Origin of the sequence: Leclercia sp. LTM14, assembly GCF_023736175.1 — a bacterium.
In the GTDB taxonomy this organism is placed as follows: Bacteria; Pseudomonadota; Gammaproteobacteria; order Enterobacterales; family Enterobacteriaceae; genus Enterobacter; species Enterobacter barmai.
The window spans coordinates 39927-55658 of the sequence record NZ_JAIKTT010000005.1; the positions used below are offsets into that span (position 1 = coordinate 39927).

Annotated in this window: 15 protein-coding genes; 11 read left to right on the plus strand and 4 right to left on the minus strand. The window is 57.4% G+C overall.

Translation table 11 applies throughout. From position 1 onward, the window contains the following. Positions 1–16 precede the first annotated feature (16 nt). Both K5I40_RS12510 and K5I40_RS12515 read left to right on the plus strand, forming a co-directional pair. A complete protein-coding gene (locus K5I40_RS12510; protein ID WP_223074652.1) occupies positions 17–2653 on the plus strand; it encodes a DUF2339 domain-containing protein in 2637 nt (878 codons plus the stop codon). After that, entirely contained in the window at positions 2650–4044 is a 1395-nt protein-coding gene (locus tag K5I40_RS12515) for a DUF3999 domain-containing protein (RefSeq protein WP_223074653.1), read from the plus strand. Before K5I40_RS12510 ends, K5I40_RS12515 begins: the two co-directional genes overlap by 4 nt. Before the next feature lie 50 nt (positions 4045–4094). On the opposite strand, the gene K5I40_RS12520 is transcribed toward K5I40_RS12515, so the two are convergent. Then, positions 4095–4697: a peroxiredoxin C gene (locus K5I40_RS12520; protein WP_032616797.1), complete on the minus strand. Its 603-nt coding sequence runs from the start codon at positions 4695–4697 to the stop codon at positions 4095–4097. Between the two features lie 127 nt (positions 4698–4824). Continuing rightward, positions 4825–5406 (minus strand): ACP phosphodiesterase, encoded by a 582-nt coding sequence (gene acpH, locus K5I40_RS12525; RefSeq protein WP_223074654.1) that lies wholly within the window; start codon positions 5404–5406, stop codon positions 4825–4827. A 92-nt stretch (positions 5407–5498) separates the two neighbouring features. Between acpH and queA the strand changes: the two genes are divergently transcribed. The 7 genes from queA (at position 5499) to K5I40_RS12560 (ending at position 12163) form a co-directional block, all read left to right on the plus strand. Then, entirely contained in the window at positions 5499–6569 is a 1071-nt protein-coding gene (gene queA / locus K5I40_RS12530; protein ID WP_223074655.1) for a tRNA preQ1(34) S-adenosylmethionine ribosyltransferase-isomerase QueA, read from the plus strand. 55 nt (positions 6570–6624) lie between these two features. Continuing rightward, positions 6625–7752: a tRNA guanosine(34) transglycosylase Tgt gene (gene tgt / locus K5I40_RS12535; RefSeq protein WP_039032354.1), complete on the plus strand. Its 1128-nt coding sequence runs from the start codon at positions 6625–6627 to the stop codon at positions 7750–7752. Positions 7753–7774: 22 nt separating this feature from the next. After that, the gene (yajC, locus tag K5I40_RS12540; RefSeq protein ID WP_032616800.1) at positions 7775–8107 is read left to right on the plus strand and encodes a preprotein translocase subunit YajC; all 333 of its coding nucleotides are present in this window, start codon (positions 7775–7777) and stop codon (positions 8105–8107) included. A 25-nt stretch (positions 8108–8132) separates the two neighbouring features. After that, positions 8133–9980 (plus strand): protein translocase subunit SecD, encoded by a 1848-nt coding sequence (gene secD / locus K5I40_RS12545; RefSeq protein ID WP_072036752.1) that lies wholly within the window; start codon positions 8133–8135, stop codon positions 9978–9980. A 10-nt stretch (positions 9981–9990) separates the two neighbouring features. After that, positions 9991–10962 carry a protein translocase subunit SecF gene (secF, locus tag K5I40_RS12550; RefSeq protein ID WP_039032356.1) on the plus strand — a complete coding sequence of 324 codons (972 nt, stop codon included), beginning with the start codon at positions 9991–9993 and terminating at the stop codon, positions 10960–10962. A 142-nt stretch (positions 10963–11104) separates the two neighbouring features. After that, positions 11105–11470: a VOC family protein gene (locus K5I40_RS12555; protein ID WP_138370629.1), complete on the plus strand. Its 366-nt coding sequence runs from the start codon at positions 11105–11107 to the stop codon at positions 11468–11470. Positions 11471–11482: 12 nt separating this feature from the next. Continuing rightward, positions 11483–12163 (plus strand): YafY family protein, encoded by a 681-nt coding sequence (locus K5I40_RS12560; RefSeq protein WP_223074656.1) that lies wholly within the window; start codon positions 11483–11485, stop codon positions 12161–12163. A 110-nt stretch (positions 12164–12273) separates the two neighbouring features. Here the strand turns inward: K5I40_RS12560 and K5I40_RS12565 are convergent, their stop codons facing one another. Further along, the gene (locus tag K5I40_RS12565) at positions 12274–13158 is read right to left on the minus strand and encodes a nucleoside-specific channel-forming protein Tsx (protein ID WP_039032359.1); all 885 of its coding nucleotides are present in this window, start codon (positions 13156–13158) and stop codon (positions 12274–12276) included. A gap of 261 nt (positions 13159–13419) precedes the next feature. Then, positions 13420–13959, minus strand: a complete 540-nt coding sequence (locus K5I40_RS12570) for a DUF3251 domain-containing protein (RefSeq protein ID WP_039032360.1) — start codon at positions 13957–13959, stop codon at positions 13420–13422. Positions 13960–14112: 153 nt separating this feature from the next. Here K5I40_RS12570 and nrdR point away from each other — a divergent pair, with 153 nt between their 5' ends. Both nrdR and ribD read left to right on the plus strand, forming a co-directional pair. Continuing rightward, a complete protein-coding gene (nrdR, locus tag K5I40_RS12575) occupies positions 14113–14562 on the plus strand; it encodes a transcriptional regulator NrdR (RefSeq protein ID WP_032616812.1) in 450 nt (149 codons plus the stop codon). A 4-nt stretch (positions 14563–14566) separates the two neighbouring features. Then, positions 14567–15670: a bifunctional diaminohydroxyphosphoribosylaminopyrimidine deaminase/5-amino-6-(5-phosphoribosylamino)uracil reductase RibD gene (gene ribD, locus K5I40_RS12580; protein WP_223074657.1), complete on the plus strand. Its 1104-nt coding sequence runs from the start codon at positions 14567–14569 to the stop codon at positions 15668–15670. Positions 15671–15732 lie beyond the last annotated feature (62 nt).

Genomic DNA, 15732 nt, shown 5'->3' on the forward strand with positions numbered 1-15732 from the left:
GGTGGAAGGTGGAAACATGGATGAGCTACTGATCTTTGGCTGCATTGTTTTATTGTTCGTGGGGGTGGTGGTGCCCATCCTCGCGATTGTCGCCCTTAACCGCACCTCGGCGTTTCGCTTTGAGCTAACGGTTCTGCGCCGCCGCCTTGAGGAGCTTGAAAAGCGCGGCGTGGCAGAAAAACCTGTCATGCCGCAGGCTGAAGCGGTGACGACTGCGCCGACACTTGTGGCCCCGGAACCGGTCGCCGCCGTTGTGCCTGAGCCCGCCGATCCCTGGCTCTCCCGGGCGAAGGCTGCACCCGCTGCCCGGGAGCCAGACCCCGTTAACGCGGTCACTAAAGACCCGGAGCCTTCTGCCCTTGGCGGCATGGTTACCTCGCTGGTACGCTGGTTTATGCAGGGTAACCCGCTGGCGAAGCTCGGTATTTTGCTCCTGTTCTTCGGCCTCTCATTCCTGCTGCGCTATACGGTTGAACATTCACTCTTCCCTCTGGAATTACGTCTCGTCGCGGCCGCGCTATTTGCTCTTGTGCTGCTGGCGACAGGTTGGCGATTACGTCATAAACAGCCGGTTTACGCCCTGATATTACAGGGGGGCGCGACAGGCGCGCTCTATCTCACCGTTTTTGGCGCGTTCCGCCTGTGGCAAATGCTGCCGATGACCCTGGCTTTTGCGCTGCTGGTGGTGATTTGCGCCGCGAGCGTGGGGCTGGCGATTTTACAAAAGGCGCTCAGTCTGGCGATGCTGGCAAGCCTCGGCGGTTATCTGGCCCCGCTGCTGCTCTCCAGCGGCAGCGGCAACCATGTGGCGCTGTTCTCGTTTTATCTTCTGCTTTCCGTGGGCATTCTTGCCATCAGCATCTGGCAACACTGGCGGGAGCTGAATCTGCTCGGCCTGGCCTTCACCTTTGGCGTCGGGGGATTATGGGGAGCGAATGCTTACCAGCCCGCGAACTACCTGAGCTGTCAGCTGTTCCTGATCGCAAATACGATCCTTTTCGGCGTGCTGAGCGTGGCGCTGTCGCTGCGTGCGCAGGAGAAGGGGAAACAACTTATTGATGGCGTGCTGCTGTTTGCGCCGCCCCTGGTGGGCTTTGGCATGCAGTACGCCATTACCCGGCACTGGGAGTATGGACCAGCCCTCAGCGCGTTGGGGTACGGCGGTTTCTATGTCGCATTAGCCTGGCTGGCCTTGCGTCGCTACCCTTCGCTGGGGAAACCGCTGGTCCTGGCTGCGCTGGCGCTTGGCGGCGCCTTTATCACCCTCGCTATCCCGCTGGCGCTCTCGGCGCGCTGGACATCGATGGCCTGGGCGCTGGAAGGGTTGGGGATCCTCTGGCTGGGGGTGCAGCAGCACCAGCGACGCATGACGTACAGCGGCACGGCGCTGCTGGTTCTGGCGCTGTGCAGCGCGGTTTGGGCGCAGGTAAATGGCACGGTGCCGCTGTCTCTGATGCTGATCTTCGCGGTTCTCAGCCTGTGCTGGCTGGCGGGGGCATGGCTGTGGCGTGCGGTCCAGCTTCAGGTCAGCCTGGGGCTTCTCGCAGGCGGACTACTTTTCTGGCTGGTCGCGCTGGCGGGCGCATCGCAGTGGGTGCTGAACAATGACTCACGGGTGATGGCGGGCGTGCTGGGGTTGCTGGCGATCTCGGTCTGGGGCTGGCGCGGCGTTGCGGGGCGGCTGGCGTGGCAGGCGCTGGATCACAGTAAATGGCTGCTGTGGCCCATGATGCTGGTGATGCTGCTGTATCAGATATCACAGCAGCAGATCTTCGCTGCCGGCTGGTCGAACCTGGCGTGGTGTGTTGCGTTACCCGCGGCGGTGGCGTTGCTCTGGCGCGACGGAGCGGCATTGCCGCCGCGGCTGTCCAGGATTGCGCATTTGTCGCTATTCTGGATGGTTCTGCTGGCGCTGGCGATGGAGCTTTTCTGGTTTGCACGCGATCTGCCGTGGGGCATGGCGGCCTGGGGAAGCGGCCTGATGATGGCGGCGGGTGGCCTGACAATCTTCCTGATTAACGAGGCGGTGGGGCGAAACATCTGGCCATTCCGCGTCTGGCCTGCGCTGTATGGGGTACAGGCGATGCTACCGGTCGCGGTGGCGTTGACAGGCCTGTTAGTGCTGACCAACTTCCAGGATGGCGTGGTTTATCGTCAGACCTGGTTGCCGTTAATCAATCCGCTGGAGGAGGGCGCGGCCCTGGCGTTGCTGGGGCTGGTGATGCTGTATCGCGCGGCGTTGCGCTACTTCCCGGTCTATATCGCGGTCTCCCGCCCCTGGCCGGTTGTCGCCTTGCTCGCCCTGAGCTGCTGGTGGCTGAACGGCATGCTGCTGCGGGCCCTGGCCTGGTACGGAGAAATTGCCTGGGATGCGGACGCGCTGTGGCATTCGCGGCTGGTGCAGACCTGCTTTGCGCTGGTCTGGATGCTGGCGGCGCTGGTGGTGATGCTCCATGCCACCCGGCGTCACTCCCGCCACCAGTGGCTGTGCGGCGCGGTGCTGCTGGGAATTGTAATTGTGAAACTGATGCTGGTGGACAGCGCGGGCGGCGGCGGGCTGGCGCGGGCAATCGCGTTTATCGGCGTGGCTATTCTGGTGTTAATCGTCGGGTATTTCTCCCCGTTACCGCCAAAAGCAGGAGAAGCAAAATGAAATGGATGAGAGCGGTATTATGGGGCGTGCTGTTCAGTGCCGCCGGGGCGGCCTCGGGCAACGATAAGGCAGGGGAAACGCCGCAGGATTACGCCACGGGGATGTCGCTTGAAACGCTCGACGCATCGCCCTGGTATCGCGTTGCGCTGCCCCAGGCGGTCTATCAGAGCACGGCCTGGCTGGACCTGCGTGATGTGCGGGTCTTTAACCATCGGGGTGACGCTGTGCCCTTTGCCCTCGAGGTGCAAAAACAGCAGCCCGTGACACCAGAGACGGTGGATCTGCGGCTTTTCCCGCTGGACAGGGCGCCGGTCTCGTCGGCTGAACAGCAGGAAAAGGGGTCGGCATCCGTTGTTTTACGCTCCAGGAGCGGGATTGAAATCCATCTGGAAAGCGACGAGGTAAAAAGGTTCGGCCAGAGTTATCTACTGACGTTGCCCGAGGAGAGAAAAGATCCGCTTTATCTGGCGCAACTGCGCCTGAACTGGAACACACCGCCGGGTAACTGGCAGGGGAAAGCGTCGGTCTATGCCAGCGAGGATCTACGCTACTGGCGACAGGTGCAGGAAGATGCGCCTCTGATGGATCTGACCCGTGACAACGATCGGCTGAAGATGGATACCATCAGTGCCCGTCTGATGCTCTCCGGGGAAGGGACGCGCTACCTGCTGGTGATCCTCGATTCGCAAAGCCCGGCGCTGGCCCTGAACGGCGTCAGCGCCATTGCCGATAGCCGCGAGCCGGAACCTGAACGCATGGTGATCGCTGCCCGGGCCGAAAAAGCGGGCGATGACCAGGTCGTCTGGCGCTGGAAAAAGCCGCAGCCGCTGACTTCGCTCAGGATCACCCTGGCAAATGAAGGGGTCTTGCCGGTGGAGTTGAGCTGGCGCAGTGGCGAAAAACAGCCCTGGCAGCCGCTGAGCAAAACCGTGCTCTACCAGCTGGATGGTAAACGTTCGGACGATATCCTGCTTTCCGGTCAGCCGGTTGAAGCGGTGCGGATGGTGACCATCAATACCCGCCTGCCCGAGACGCTGCCTGAGATGAGCGGCGCGCGCGACAGCTATCAGCTGGTGTTCAATGCCCAGGGCAAAGGCCCCTATATGCTGGCCTGGGGAAACCGGGCGGCCAAAAAGGCGGACATCGGGCTGGATATGCTGATCCCGGCATCGCTGCGTAACACCCATCCGGTAAACGCGCTGCCGTGGGCGCTGGCGCAAGAGGACGTCACTTTGGGCGGCGAAGAACGACTGACGGCGACCTCGGCTGCCGAGCAACAGGCACGCTGGAAAACGCTGCTGGTGTGGGGCGCGCTGCTGCTCGGGGTTGGAGCGCTGGCGCTGATGGCCTGGCGTATCTGGCGGGAAGTGAAAAAAGACGGGGCGGCTTAACGGCATAAAAAAGGCCCGCATCTGCGGGCCTTTCTCGTAAACCGTGCCGATTACAGGCTGGATACGTTCTCGGTCAGGTATTTAGCAACGCCTGCCGGAGAGGCTGCCATACCTTCTTTACCTTTTTCCCACTGAGCCGGGCACACTTCACCGTGCTCTTCGTGGAACTGCAGCGCGTCAACCATACGCAGCATTTCGTCGATGTTACGACCCAGTGGCAGATCGTTCACAACCTGGTGACGAACGATGCCGTTCGCGTCGATCAGGAAGGAGCCACGCAGTGCAACGCCAGCGTCCGGATGTTCGATACCGTAAGCCTGCTGGATTTCACGTTTGATGTCCGCAACCATTGCGTATTTCACTGGACCGATGCCGCCGTTGTCGACAGGGGTGTTACGCCATGCGTTGTGTACAAACTCAGAGTCGAAGGAGACGCCAACCACTTCCACGCCACGCTTCTGGAATTCTTCGTAACGCTTGTCGAACGCGATCAGCTCAGACGGGCAAACGAAGGTGAAGTCCATTGGCCAGAAGAACAGAACGGTCGCTTTACCGTTGGTGTGCTGCTTGAAGTTGAAGTTTTCAACGATTTCACCGCTGCCCAGAACGGCTGCTGCTGTAAAATCCGGAGCCGGACGAGTTACCAGAACCATATGATTCTCCTGTGATTACTAAGGTTATTTAGAACGCAACGCGGGCCAGTATAGAGAGTGTTCGTCCTAAAGACAAAGAGGCGCTGACAATCGTTAACCCAGCTTTTACCTATCAATCACATTTATATTAAAGCTGCTTATGCTTCGCCTGCTCCATCATCCGGGGATAGAACTGCCAGAAGCGCTGCTCCAGCGCGTCATAATGGGCGTCCAGATCCTGCCAGGAGTCGCGCAGGGCGTCGAGACGCGGGCGGCGGCTGGCCATGCCGTTGAGCACCCGCTGAATGAAATCCATCTCGCTGTAGCGCTCCAGCCAGCGCTCCGACCACAGATAGTTGTTCAGATTCACAAAGCGCGGCGGAGAGTCGGGCAGGATAATCGCCACCTGGGCATGGGCATAGCGCACGAACGCCGGCAGCGGCATCTCGGGGGAGAGTTGCGCCCAGTGGCGGGAGATAAAGTGATCCCACATCACATCCAGCGTAATGGGTGCTACCCGGCGGGTTTCCGGGCGGAACCACTCTTTGGCCTCTTTCACTTCGGGCAGATTGTCGGTGAGAACATCGATCCGGCGATGCATGAAAATGCCCTCCACGACGTCGGCGGGGTAATCCTCAGCAGGGTTGCCGCGCACGAAGTCGGCCAGCAAATTGCCGGAAAGGGAGCTGTCAGCGAGATGGGCGAGGTGCAGGTGAGCGAGAAAATTCATGCGATTCGTTATCCGAAGCGAGGCTAGTTGTTGCAGCAAAGAGGTGTGAGCACTAGACTAAGCCGCCTGTTTTTAAGTCACGAGTATATGCCATGCGCGTCGCCGATTTCTCCTTTGATTTACCCGAGTCCCTGATTGCCCACTATCCAATGCCTGAGCGCAGTAGCTGCCGCTTATTGTCGCTGGATGGGCCGACGGGGGCGCTGACGCACGGTACTTTCACCGATCTGCTCGACAAGCTCAACCCGGGCGACCTGCTGGTGTTCAACAACACCCGCGTGATCCCGGCCCGTCTGTTCGGCCGCAAAGCCAGCGGCGGCAAGATTGAAGTGCTGGTCGAAAGAATGCTCGATGATAAACGTATTCTGGCACATATTCGCGCTTCCAAAGCCCCTAAGCCGGGCGCGGAGCTGCTGCTGGGCGATGACGAGAGCATTAAAGCGACCATGACTGCGCGCCACGATGCGCTGTTTGAAGTCGAGTTTAACGACGAGCGCACGGTGCTGGATATCCTTAACGCTATCGGCCATATGCCGCTGCCGCCGTACATTGAACGTCCGGATGAAGAGGCTGACCGCGAGCTGTATCAGACCGTCTACAGCCAGAAGCCGGGTGCCGTAGCGGCGCCGACGGCGGGCCTGCACTTTGATGAACCTCTGCTGGAAAAACTGCGTGCGAAGGGCATTGAGATGGCCTTTGTGACGCTGCACGTCGGCGCGGGAACCTTCCAGCCGGTGCGCGTTGACAGCATTGAAGACCACATCATGCACTCCGAATATGCCGAAGTACCGCAGGAGGTTGTCGATGCAGTGATGGCGGCGAAAGCGCGCGGTAACCGCGTCATTGCCGTTGGTACAACGTCGGTTCGCTCGCTGGAAAGCGCCGCGCAGGCCGCCAAAAATGACCTGATCGAGCCGTTCTTCGGCGATACTCAAATCTTCATCTACCCGGGTTATCAATATCAGGTGATCGACGCGCTGGTGACCAATTTCCACCTGCCGGAGTCAACCCTGATCATGCTGGTATCGGCCTTTGCTGGTTATCAAAACACCATGAATGCCTACAAGGCTGCGGTAGAACAAAAATATCGCTTTTTTAGTTACGGTGACGCGATGTTTATCACGTACAATCCGCAGGCTTTGAATGAGCGTGTCGGGGAATAAGTCCGCGACAGCAGAATAATGTGTTGGACTGTTTTTCTGGCACAGAGGAATAAGAATGAAATTTGAACTTGATACCACCGACGGTCGCGCTCGCCGTGGCCGCCTGGTGTTCGATCGCGGCGTAGTCGAAACGCCAGCCTTTATGCCAGTGGGCACTTACGGCACCGTAAAAGGGATGACGCCGGAAGAAGTTGAAGCCACAGGCGCGCAAATTATCCTCGGCAACACCTTCCACCTGTGGCTGCGCCCGGGCCAGGAAGTGATGAAGCTGCACGGCGATCTGCATGACTTTATGCAGTGGAAAGGCCCAATCCTGACCGACTCCGGCGGCTTCCAGGTCTTCAGCCTCGGCGATATCCGTAAGATCACCGAAAAGGGCGTGCATTTCCGCAACCCGATCAACGGCGACCCGATTTTCCTCGATCCAGAAAAATCGATGGAGATTCAGTACGATCTCGGTTCCGACATCGTAATGATCTTCGACGAATGTACGCCATACCCGGCGGACTGGGACTACGCCAAGCGCTCGATGGAGATGTCGCTGCGTTGGGCGAAGCGCAGCCGCGACCGTTTTGACTCTCTGCAGAACAAAAATGCGCTGTTCGGCATTATTCAGGGAAGCGTTTACGAAGATTTACGCGATATCTCTGTTAAAGGTCTGGTAGAGATAGGTTTTGATGGCTACGCTGTCGGCGGTCTGGCTGTGGGAGAGCCGAAGGAAGATATGCACCGTATTCTGGAGCATGTTTGCCCGCAAATTCCAACAGATAAACCTCGATACCTGATGGGCGTCGGTAAGCCAGAAGACCTGGTTGAAGGCGTGCGTCGCGGCATTGATATGTTCGACTGCGTTATGCCGACCCGCAACGCCCGTAATGGCCACCTGTTCGTGACCGACGGCGTGGTAAAAATCCGTAATGCGAAGCATAAAAGCGACACCAGCCCGCTCGATGCCGAGTGCGATTGCTATACCTGTCGCAATTATTCTCGTGCCTATTTGCATCATCTTGATCGTTGTAATGAAATATTAGGCGCGCGTCTCAACACGATTCATAACCTTCGCTATTACCAGCGCTTAATGGCTGGTTTACGCAAGGCTATTGAAGAAGGTAAATTAGAGAGCTTCGTGACCGATTTTTACCAACGTCAGGGTCGGGATGTCCCACCTTTGAACGTTGATTAATTTATTTAATGAGGGAATTTTAATGAGCTTTTTTATTTCTGATGCGGTAGCGGCAACAGGTGCACCGGCGCAGGGCAGCCCGATGTCTCTGATTCTGATGCTGGTGGTGTTCGGTCTGATCTTCTATTTCATGATCCTGCGTCCACAGCAGAAGCGCACCAAAGAGCACAAAAAGCTGATGGACTCCATCGCGAAAGGCGATGAAGTGCTGACTAACGGTGGTCTGGTTGGTCGTGTGAGCAAAGTTGCTGATAACGGCTACATCGTCATCGCACTGAACGATACCACTGAAGTGGTTATCAAACGTGACTTCGTTGCTGCCGTTCTGCCGAAAGGCACCATGAAAGCGCTGTAATTAACTTTTCCCAAAGGGAACTGCCGTGTTAAACCGTTATCCTTTGTGGAAGTACATCATGCTGGTCGTCGTCATTGTCGTCGGCCTGCTGTATGCGCTTCCCAACCTGTATGGTGAGGATCCGGCTGTTCAAATCACTGGCGCGCGCGGCGTCGCCGCCAGTGAGCAAACGCTGATCCAGGTCCAGAAAACGTTACAAGAAGAAAAAATTACCGCTAAGTCTGTGGCACTGGAAGAGGGCGCAATTCTTGCTCGCTTCGACTCCACCGACACGCAGCTCCGCGCTCGTGAAGCGCTGATGGGCGTGATGGGTGATAAATATGTCGTGGCGTTGAACCTTGCTCCTGCAACTCCGCGTTGGTTAGCTGCTATTAACGCTGAGCCGATGAAACTCGGTCTCGACCTGCGTGGTGGCGTTCACTTCCTGATGGAAGTGGATATGGAAACCGCACTCGGAAAACTTCAGGAACAAAACATTGATAGCCTGCGCAGCGATCTGCGCGATAAAGGCATCCCTTACACCACCGTGCGTAAGGAAGATAACTACGGGATGAGCATCGCGTTTCGCGACAGCAACGCCCGCGACCAGGCGATGGATTACCTGACCCAGCGTCACCGCGATCTGGTGCTCTCTTCTCAGGGTAGCAACCAGCTGCGTGCGGTGATGACCGATGTGCGTCTGAAAGAAGCGCGTGAATACGCGGTTCAGCAGAACATCAACATCCTGCGTAACCGTGTAAACCAGCTCGGCGTAGCTGAACCGCTGGTACAGCGTCAGGGTGCTGACCGTATCGTGGTTGAACTGCCGGGTATCCAGGATACCGCGCGTGCGAAAGAGATTCTGGGCGCTACCGCGACGCTGGAATTCCGTCTGGTGAACACCAACGTCGATCAGTCTGCTGTTGCCTCTGGCCGCGTGCCGGGCGACTCAGAGGTGAAACAGACCCGTGAAGGCCAGCCGGTTGTCATGTACAAGCGCGTGATCCTGACCGGTGACCACATCACTGACTCGACCTCCAGCCAGGACGAGTACAACCAGCCGCAGGTTAACATCTCGCTGGATAGCGCGGGTGGTAACATCATGTCTAACTTCACCAAGGACAACATCGGCAAACCGATGGCGACCCTGTTCGTGGAGTACAAAGACAGCGGTAAGAAAGATGCCAACGGTCGTTCCGTGCTGGTGAAAGAGGAAGAGGTGATTAACATCGCCAATATCCAGTCTCGTCTGGGTAACAGCTTCCGTATCACCGGTATCAGCAACCCGAACGAAGCCCGCCAGCTCTCGCTGCTGCTGCGTGCCGGTGCGCTGATTGCGCCGATTCAGATTGTTGAAGAGCGTACCATCGGTCCAACGCTGGGTATGCAGAACATCACTCAGGGTCTGGAAGCCTGTCTGGCCGGCCTGGCGATCTCCATCATCTTCATGGTCTTCTTCTATAAGAAGTTTGGTCTGATTGCGACGTCGGCGCTGATTGCCAACCTGGTGCTGATTATCGGCATTATGTCCCTGATACCAGGGGCGACGCTGACCATGCCAGGCATTGCGGGTATCGTCTTAACCCTTGCGGTTGCGGTGGATGCCAACGTACTGATTAACGAACGTATCAAAGAAGAGCTCAGCAACGGTCGCTCAGTCCAACAGGCGATTGATGAAGGCTACCGTGGCGCATTCAGCTCCATCTTCGATGCGAACGTAACAACACTGATTAAGGTTCTTATCCTGTATGCAGTGGGTACTGGCGCGATCAAGGGCTTTGCTATCACCACCGGTATTGGTGTGGCAACGTCAATGTTTACCGCTATTGTCGGCACCCGTGCCATCGTGAACCTGCTGTACGGCGGCAAGCGCGTTAAAAAGCTGTCTATCTGAGGAGTGCGTTGTGGCACAGGAATATACTGTTGAACAATTGAACTACGGCCGTAAAGTCTGGGACTTTATGCGCTGGGACTACTGGGCCTTCGGCATTTCAGGTTTTCTGCTGATCCTGTCCCTCGCCATTATTGGCGTGAAAGGCTTCAACTGGGGGCTTGATTTCACCGGTGGTACGGTGATTGAGATCACCCTGGAAAAACCGGTCGACATGGACCAGATGCGTATCTCGCTTGAGAAAGCGGGCTTTGAAGAGCCGCTGCTGCAGAACTTCGGCAGCAGCCGCGACATCATGGTGCGCATGCCGCCAGTGAAGGATGCCAACGGCAGCCAGGAGCTGGGCAGCAAGGTTGTACAGGTGGTTAATGAAACGACCAGCCAGAATGCAACGGTAAAACGTATTGAATTCGTTGGCCCGAGCGTCGGTGCGGATCTGGCCCAGACCGGTGCGATGGCACTGCTGGTGGCGCTGCTCTGTATCCTGACCTATGTCGGTTTCCGCTTTGAGTGGCGTCTGGCTGCCGGGGTGGTAATCGCCCTGGCGCACGACGTGGTAATCACCATGGGCGTTCTGTCGCTGTTCCATATCGAGATCGACCTGACCATTGTGGCCTCGTTGATGTCGGTTATCGGTTACTCGCTGAACGACAGTATCGTGGTATCGGACCGTATCCGTGAAAACTTCCGTAAGATCCGTCGCGGTACGCCGTACGAAATCTTTAACGTGTCGTTGACCCAGACGCTGCACCGTACCTTGATTACCTCCGGGACTACCCTGATGGTGATCCTGATGCTGTATCTCTTCGGCGGTCCGATTCTGGAAGGCTTCTCGCTGACCATGCTGATCGGTGTCTCCATCGGTACGGCCTCTTCCATCTACGTCGCGTCCGCGCTGGCGTTGAAACTGGGCATGAAGCGCGAGCACCTGCTCCAGCAGAAAGTGGAAAAAGAGGGCGCGGATCAACCGTCCATCCTGCCGTAACGGAAACGCTGTTACGTCAGCAAAATCCCGGTCTTATGGCCGGGATTTTTTTTGCCTGCTCCTGACAAACACTCCTGACAGTATGCTGTCAGGAGCCCTGGCGTAGACTCCTTCTGAACCCAAACAACAGGCAGGAGGATGTATGAAAAGTGTGATTAACTGGTTTGAAATTCCGGTTGCTGAGATGGATCGCGCCATCAAATTTTACGAGCCGGTGATGCAGGTGTCGCTGAGACGCGAGAAAATGGACTGCGCTGAGCTGGCTGTTTTCCCTCATGACGATCCGGCTACCGGCGGCGCGCTGGCGAAATTTGATGGCATTACACCGTCGCAGCAGGGCGCTATTATCTATCTGCATACTGACAATCTGGCGGCCACCCTGGATCGCGTTTCGTCCGCCGGTGGCGCGTGCGTGTTCGGCCCGCTGGAGCTGCCGCACGGTATTGGCACCATTGCGCTCTTTACTGACAGCGAGGGCAACCGCGTCGGTCTTCATCAACCCGCCTGATCCGGAGAACCTATGACCCGACGCGCTGACCGCCTGTTTCAGATTGTGCAGATCCTGCGCGGCAGGCGTCTGACAACGGCAGCGCATCTGGCGGACAGGCTGGGCGTGTCTGAACGCACGGTCTACCGCGATATCCGGGATCTGTCGCTCTCCGGCGTGCCGGTGGAAGGGGAGGCGGGGAGCGGCTACCGGTTGATGTCGGGTTTCGACCTGCCGCCGCTGATGCTGACCAACCGGGAATCGGAAGCGCTGATGGTGGCGATCCGCCTGCTCAAAACCTGGGGCGGGGAGTCGCTGTCGCGCGAGCTGGAGTCAGCGCAGGAGAAAGTGCTGGCGATCCTGCCGGAGGAGAGCCGCCGCAAGGCCGAGCAGACGCGCATCTACGCCCCGGATATTGCCATGCAGAACCACTCCCGCAGCGGTTTCGATCTAATTCATCAGGCGATATCGGCCCTGCGGGTACTGGCGCTGCATTATCGGGATGAAGCCGGACAGCTCTCTTCCCGCGAGGTGCAGCCGCTGGGGTTGTTCTTCTGGGGAGAGCACTGGCTGCTGGCGGCCTGGTGCGAACGGCGCGATGACTATCGCTGTTTCCGGCTCGACAGGTGTCTGAATATCACAATGACGGACAGGCGGTTTAGCGAAAGCGCGGACAGGTCGTTGGCGGATTTTCTCAGGAAAGTGAAGCAATAAAAAGCCAGCTCTTGAGCTGGCTTTTTTGCCCGGCGGCGCTACGCTTGCACGGGCCTACAGGTTTTGTAGGCCGGGTAAGGCGTAGCCGCCACCCGGCACCAACCACCAGGTTAGAAGTTATAACCCACAACCAGGTAACCACCCCAGCCGGTAGAGCGAACGCTGAAGTCACCGTCGCCGAAGTTCAGGCTTGCGTCGTCGTTCCACTGACCACCGTTGTGCCAGTAACGGGCAACAACAGAGTAGTGCCAGTGATCGTAGTTCAGGGCCAGAATGTGGCTGGACGCGATAGAGTCGTTGGTACGCGCTTTCTTACCGTTCAGGTCACGGAAGTCGTTGTCGCCCAGGTCTGAACCCCAGTCAAAGTTGGTGAAGCCGATATAGCTCAGGTTGCCGCCCCACAGCTGGGTGATCGGCACAAAGTATTTCACTTTGAAACGGTAGCCATCCCACTCGTTTTCGTTCGCTGCGCCGTAGTTCTGCCACTGGTATTTGGCATAAACGTTCATGGACAGGCTCATCGGCAGACCGGTGTCGATGTCGGTACCCAGACCCATATACCAGGTGCTCTGACGACCGGACTTGTTGCGGCCCATGTCGTAGATGTAGTTGTTCGCGAAGTACCACTCTTTAAACGGACCAAACGCCAGGCTGGTGCCGGTCAGCTTGTCGATAGAGAAGCGCGGTTCAATCTCCATGAACAGTGGGGAACCGTGGTTCCAGATACCTTTCGCGTCAGTGTTACCACCGAAGAAGACCGGCGCATCCATGTAACCATAGAAATCAAACCAGTCTTTCTTGGCAAAGGCTTCGTATTCCAGGTAGGTATCGTTACGGATCTGTGGTCCAAAACGGGTGTGATAGCTGCCGACGACGTTAACGCTCTGGTGCCACCAGTCGGAAACGTACTCTGGTTTGTCGTTTTCTGCTGCCTGCACAGCAAAAGTGGAAGAGAGGGCCAGCGCTGCACCGGCTGCCAGTAATGTTTTTTTCATAATGATGCCACTGATTTGAAATCCCTAACGGGAGTGAAAAAGGCGCGAATTGCGTTTCTAAATATTTCGTGTTTCTGGGAGCCTATTATAGGAATCCTTGCTCACAAAAATATGTGTTGTTTCACAGTTCTCTCACATACGTAATCGATTGCGTTCACGTTTGCGTATTTTTGACGAAGCGGATTGTAATGGCAAACATCTTTGTTGCCAATGTTTACACTTCAGAGGAGAGCGGAACGCGAAACACGTTCCGCTGGGGGATTATTGCTGGACGGGCTGAATATCGTGAATGCGGATAAAGCCGAGCTGATCCGGCGTCATGCCGTTTAGCTGTAGCGGAATGTCGACATCGCTCGGTGCCAGCACGCTGGCAGGGGCGTTAATCAGCTGGGTCTGCACGTTCTGTTCCTGGAAGCTGTCGGTGGTGCCCTGAATCTGGCCCCACTCCACGGTGGCGCTGAAGGCCGGCAGCGGGTCGTTGGATTCTCCCTGAATGCGCAGCGTGGCGCGGGTGCCGTCGGCATTTGGCGCGACGTTGACCATCGACATCTTCAGCGTACCAATCTGGCTGTTCAGTCGGGCCGGCGTATTCGAACCCGGAAGCAGATAGACGCCGCTGGTCGATTTGGCGTTCAGCGCGTTCTGCTGGGTGATTTTGACGGTTTCCTGGTTGAGCTTGTTCATGGTCGTATTCAGCGAACTGATGCTCTGGTTCATCTGACGAACTTCGCTTTGCTGCGCGCAGGCGCTGAGGCTAAAGAGGCTTCCCACCAGCAGGATCCTCAGGTAACGTCTTGTCATGGCAATTATTTCCCTGAATTATCGGATTCTGCTAAGGGTAATCAACCAGGCTGCCATTCGTATAGATCCTTTATCTCAAAAACGCTCCTTCTTTGTTGTAGGGCCAGTTCGGGGTAAAATAGAGTTCAGTCAACCCGATAGTCAGGACACCGTATGCATTGCCCATTCTGTCTCGCCGTGGATACCAAAGTAATCGACTCCCGACTCGTGGGAGAGGGCTCGTCCGTGCGCCGCCGTCGGCAGTGCCTGGTGTGTAATGAACGTTTTACGACCTTTGAAGTGGCAGAGCTGGTGATGCCGCGCGTGGTGAAAAGTAACGACGTTCGCGAACCGTTCAACGAAGAGAAACTGCGTAGCGGGATGCTCAAGGCACTGGAAAAACGGCCAGTGAGCGCAGATGACGTTGAAATGGCGCTTAACCACATCAAAACCCAGCTGCGCGCCACCGGCGAACGTGAAGTGCCGAGTAAAATGATCGGCAACCTGGTGATGGAGCAGCTTAAAAAGCTCGATAAAGTGGCCTATATCCGCTTTGCCTCCGTTTACCGCAGTTTCGAAGACATCAAAGAGTTCGGCGAAGAGATCGCCCGCCTACAGGATTAAGCCCATGCAGGATGAGATTTACATGGCGCGAGCGCTGAAGCTGGCGCAGCGCGGGCGGTTTACCACCCATCCCAATCCGAATGTCGGCTGCGTTATTGTGAAAGATGGCGAGATCGTCGGGGAAGGTTTTCACTATCGCGCCGGCGATCCGCATGCAGAAGTGCACGCGTTGCGCATGGCAGGAGAGAAGGCGCGGGGCGCAACCGCCTACGTCACGCTGGAGCCCTGCAGCCATCATGGCCGCACCCCGCCGTGCTGCGATGCCCTTATCGCCGCGGGCGTTTCACGGGTGGTAGCGGCAATGCAGGATCCTAATCCTCAGGTAGCCGGTCGCGGACTTTACCGTCTTCAGGAGGCCGGAATCGATGTCAGCCACGGCCTGATGATGAGTGAAGCCGAACGTCTGAACAAAGGCTTCCTCAAGCGGATGCGGACCGGTTTTCCTTACGTGCAGCTGAAACTCGGCGCGTCGCTGGATGGCCGCACGGCAATGGCCAGCGGCGAAAGCCAGTGGATCACGTCGCCGCAGGCAAGGCGCGATGTGCAACGTCTGCGCGCGCAAAGCCATGCTATTCTCACCAGCAGTGCTACCGTGCTGGCGGACGATCCTGCCCTGACCGTGCGCTGGGATGAGCTGAACCCTGATACCCAGGCGCTCTACCCGCAGGAGAATTCACGCCAGCCGCTGCGCATTGTGGTCGACCGGCAGAACAGCGTCACCCCTGCGCATCGCATTGTGCAGCAGCCGGGTGAAACCTGGTTTGCCCGCACCCAGCAGGATGACCGCAGCTGGCCGGAAGGCGTGCGCAGCATTATGGTGCCTGAGCATAACGGGCATCTCGATCTCGTGGTGCTGATGATGCTGCTGGGCAAACAGCAGATCAACAGTATCTGGGTTGAAGCTGGCCCGACGCTTGCCGGCGCGCTGTTGCAGGCCGGGCTGGTGGATGAGCTGATCGTTTATCTGGCACCTAAACTGTTAGGCAGCGACGCCCGCGGCTTATGCACCTTGCCCGGGCTGGAAAAACTGGCGGATGCACCGGCATTTAACTTCAGCGAGATACGTCCGGTTGGACCGGATGTCTGCCTCCACCTGACCACCGCGTAAGGCTTGCCTAAATAGGGAAGCAGTGCGCAAAATATTATGATAAAATCCGCCCCCCTGCGGGG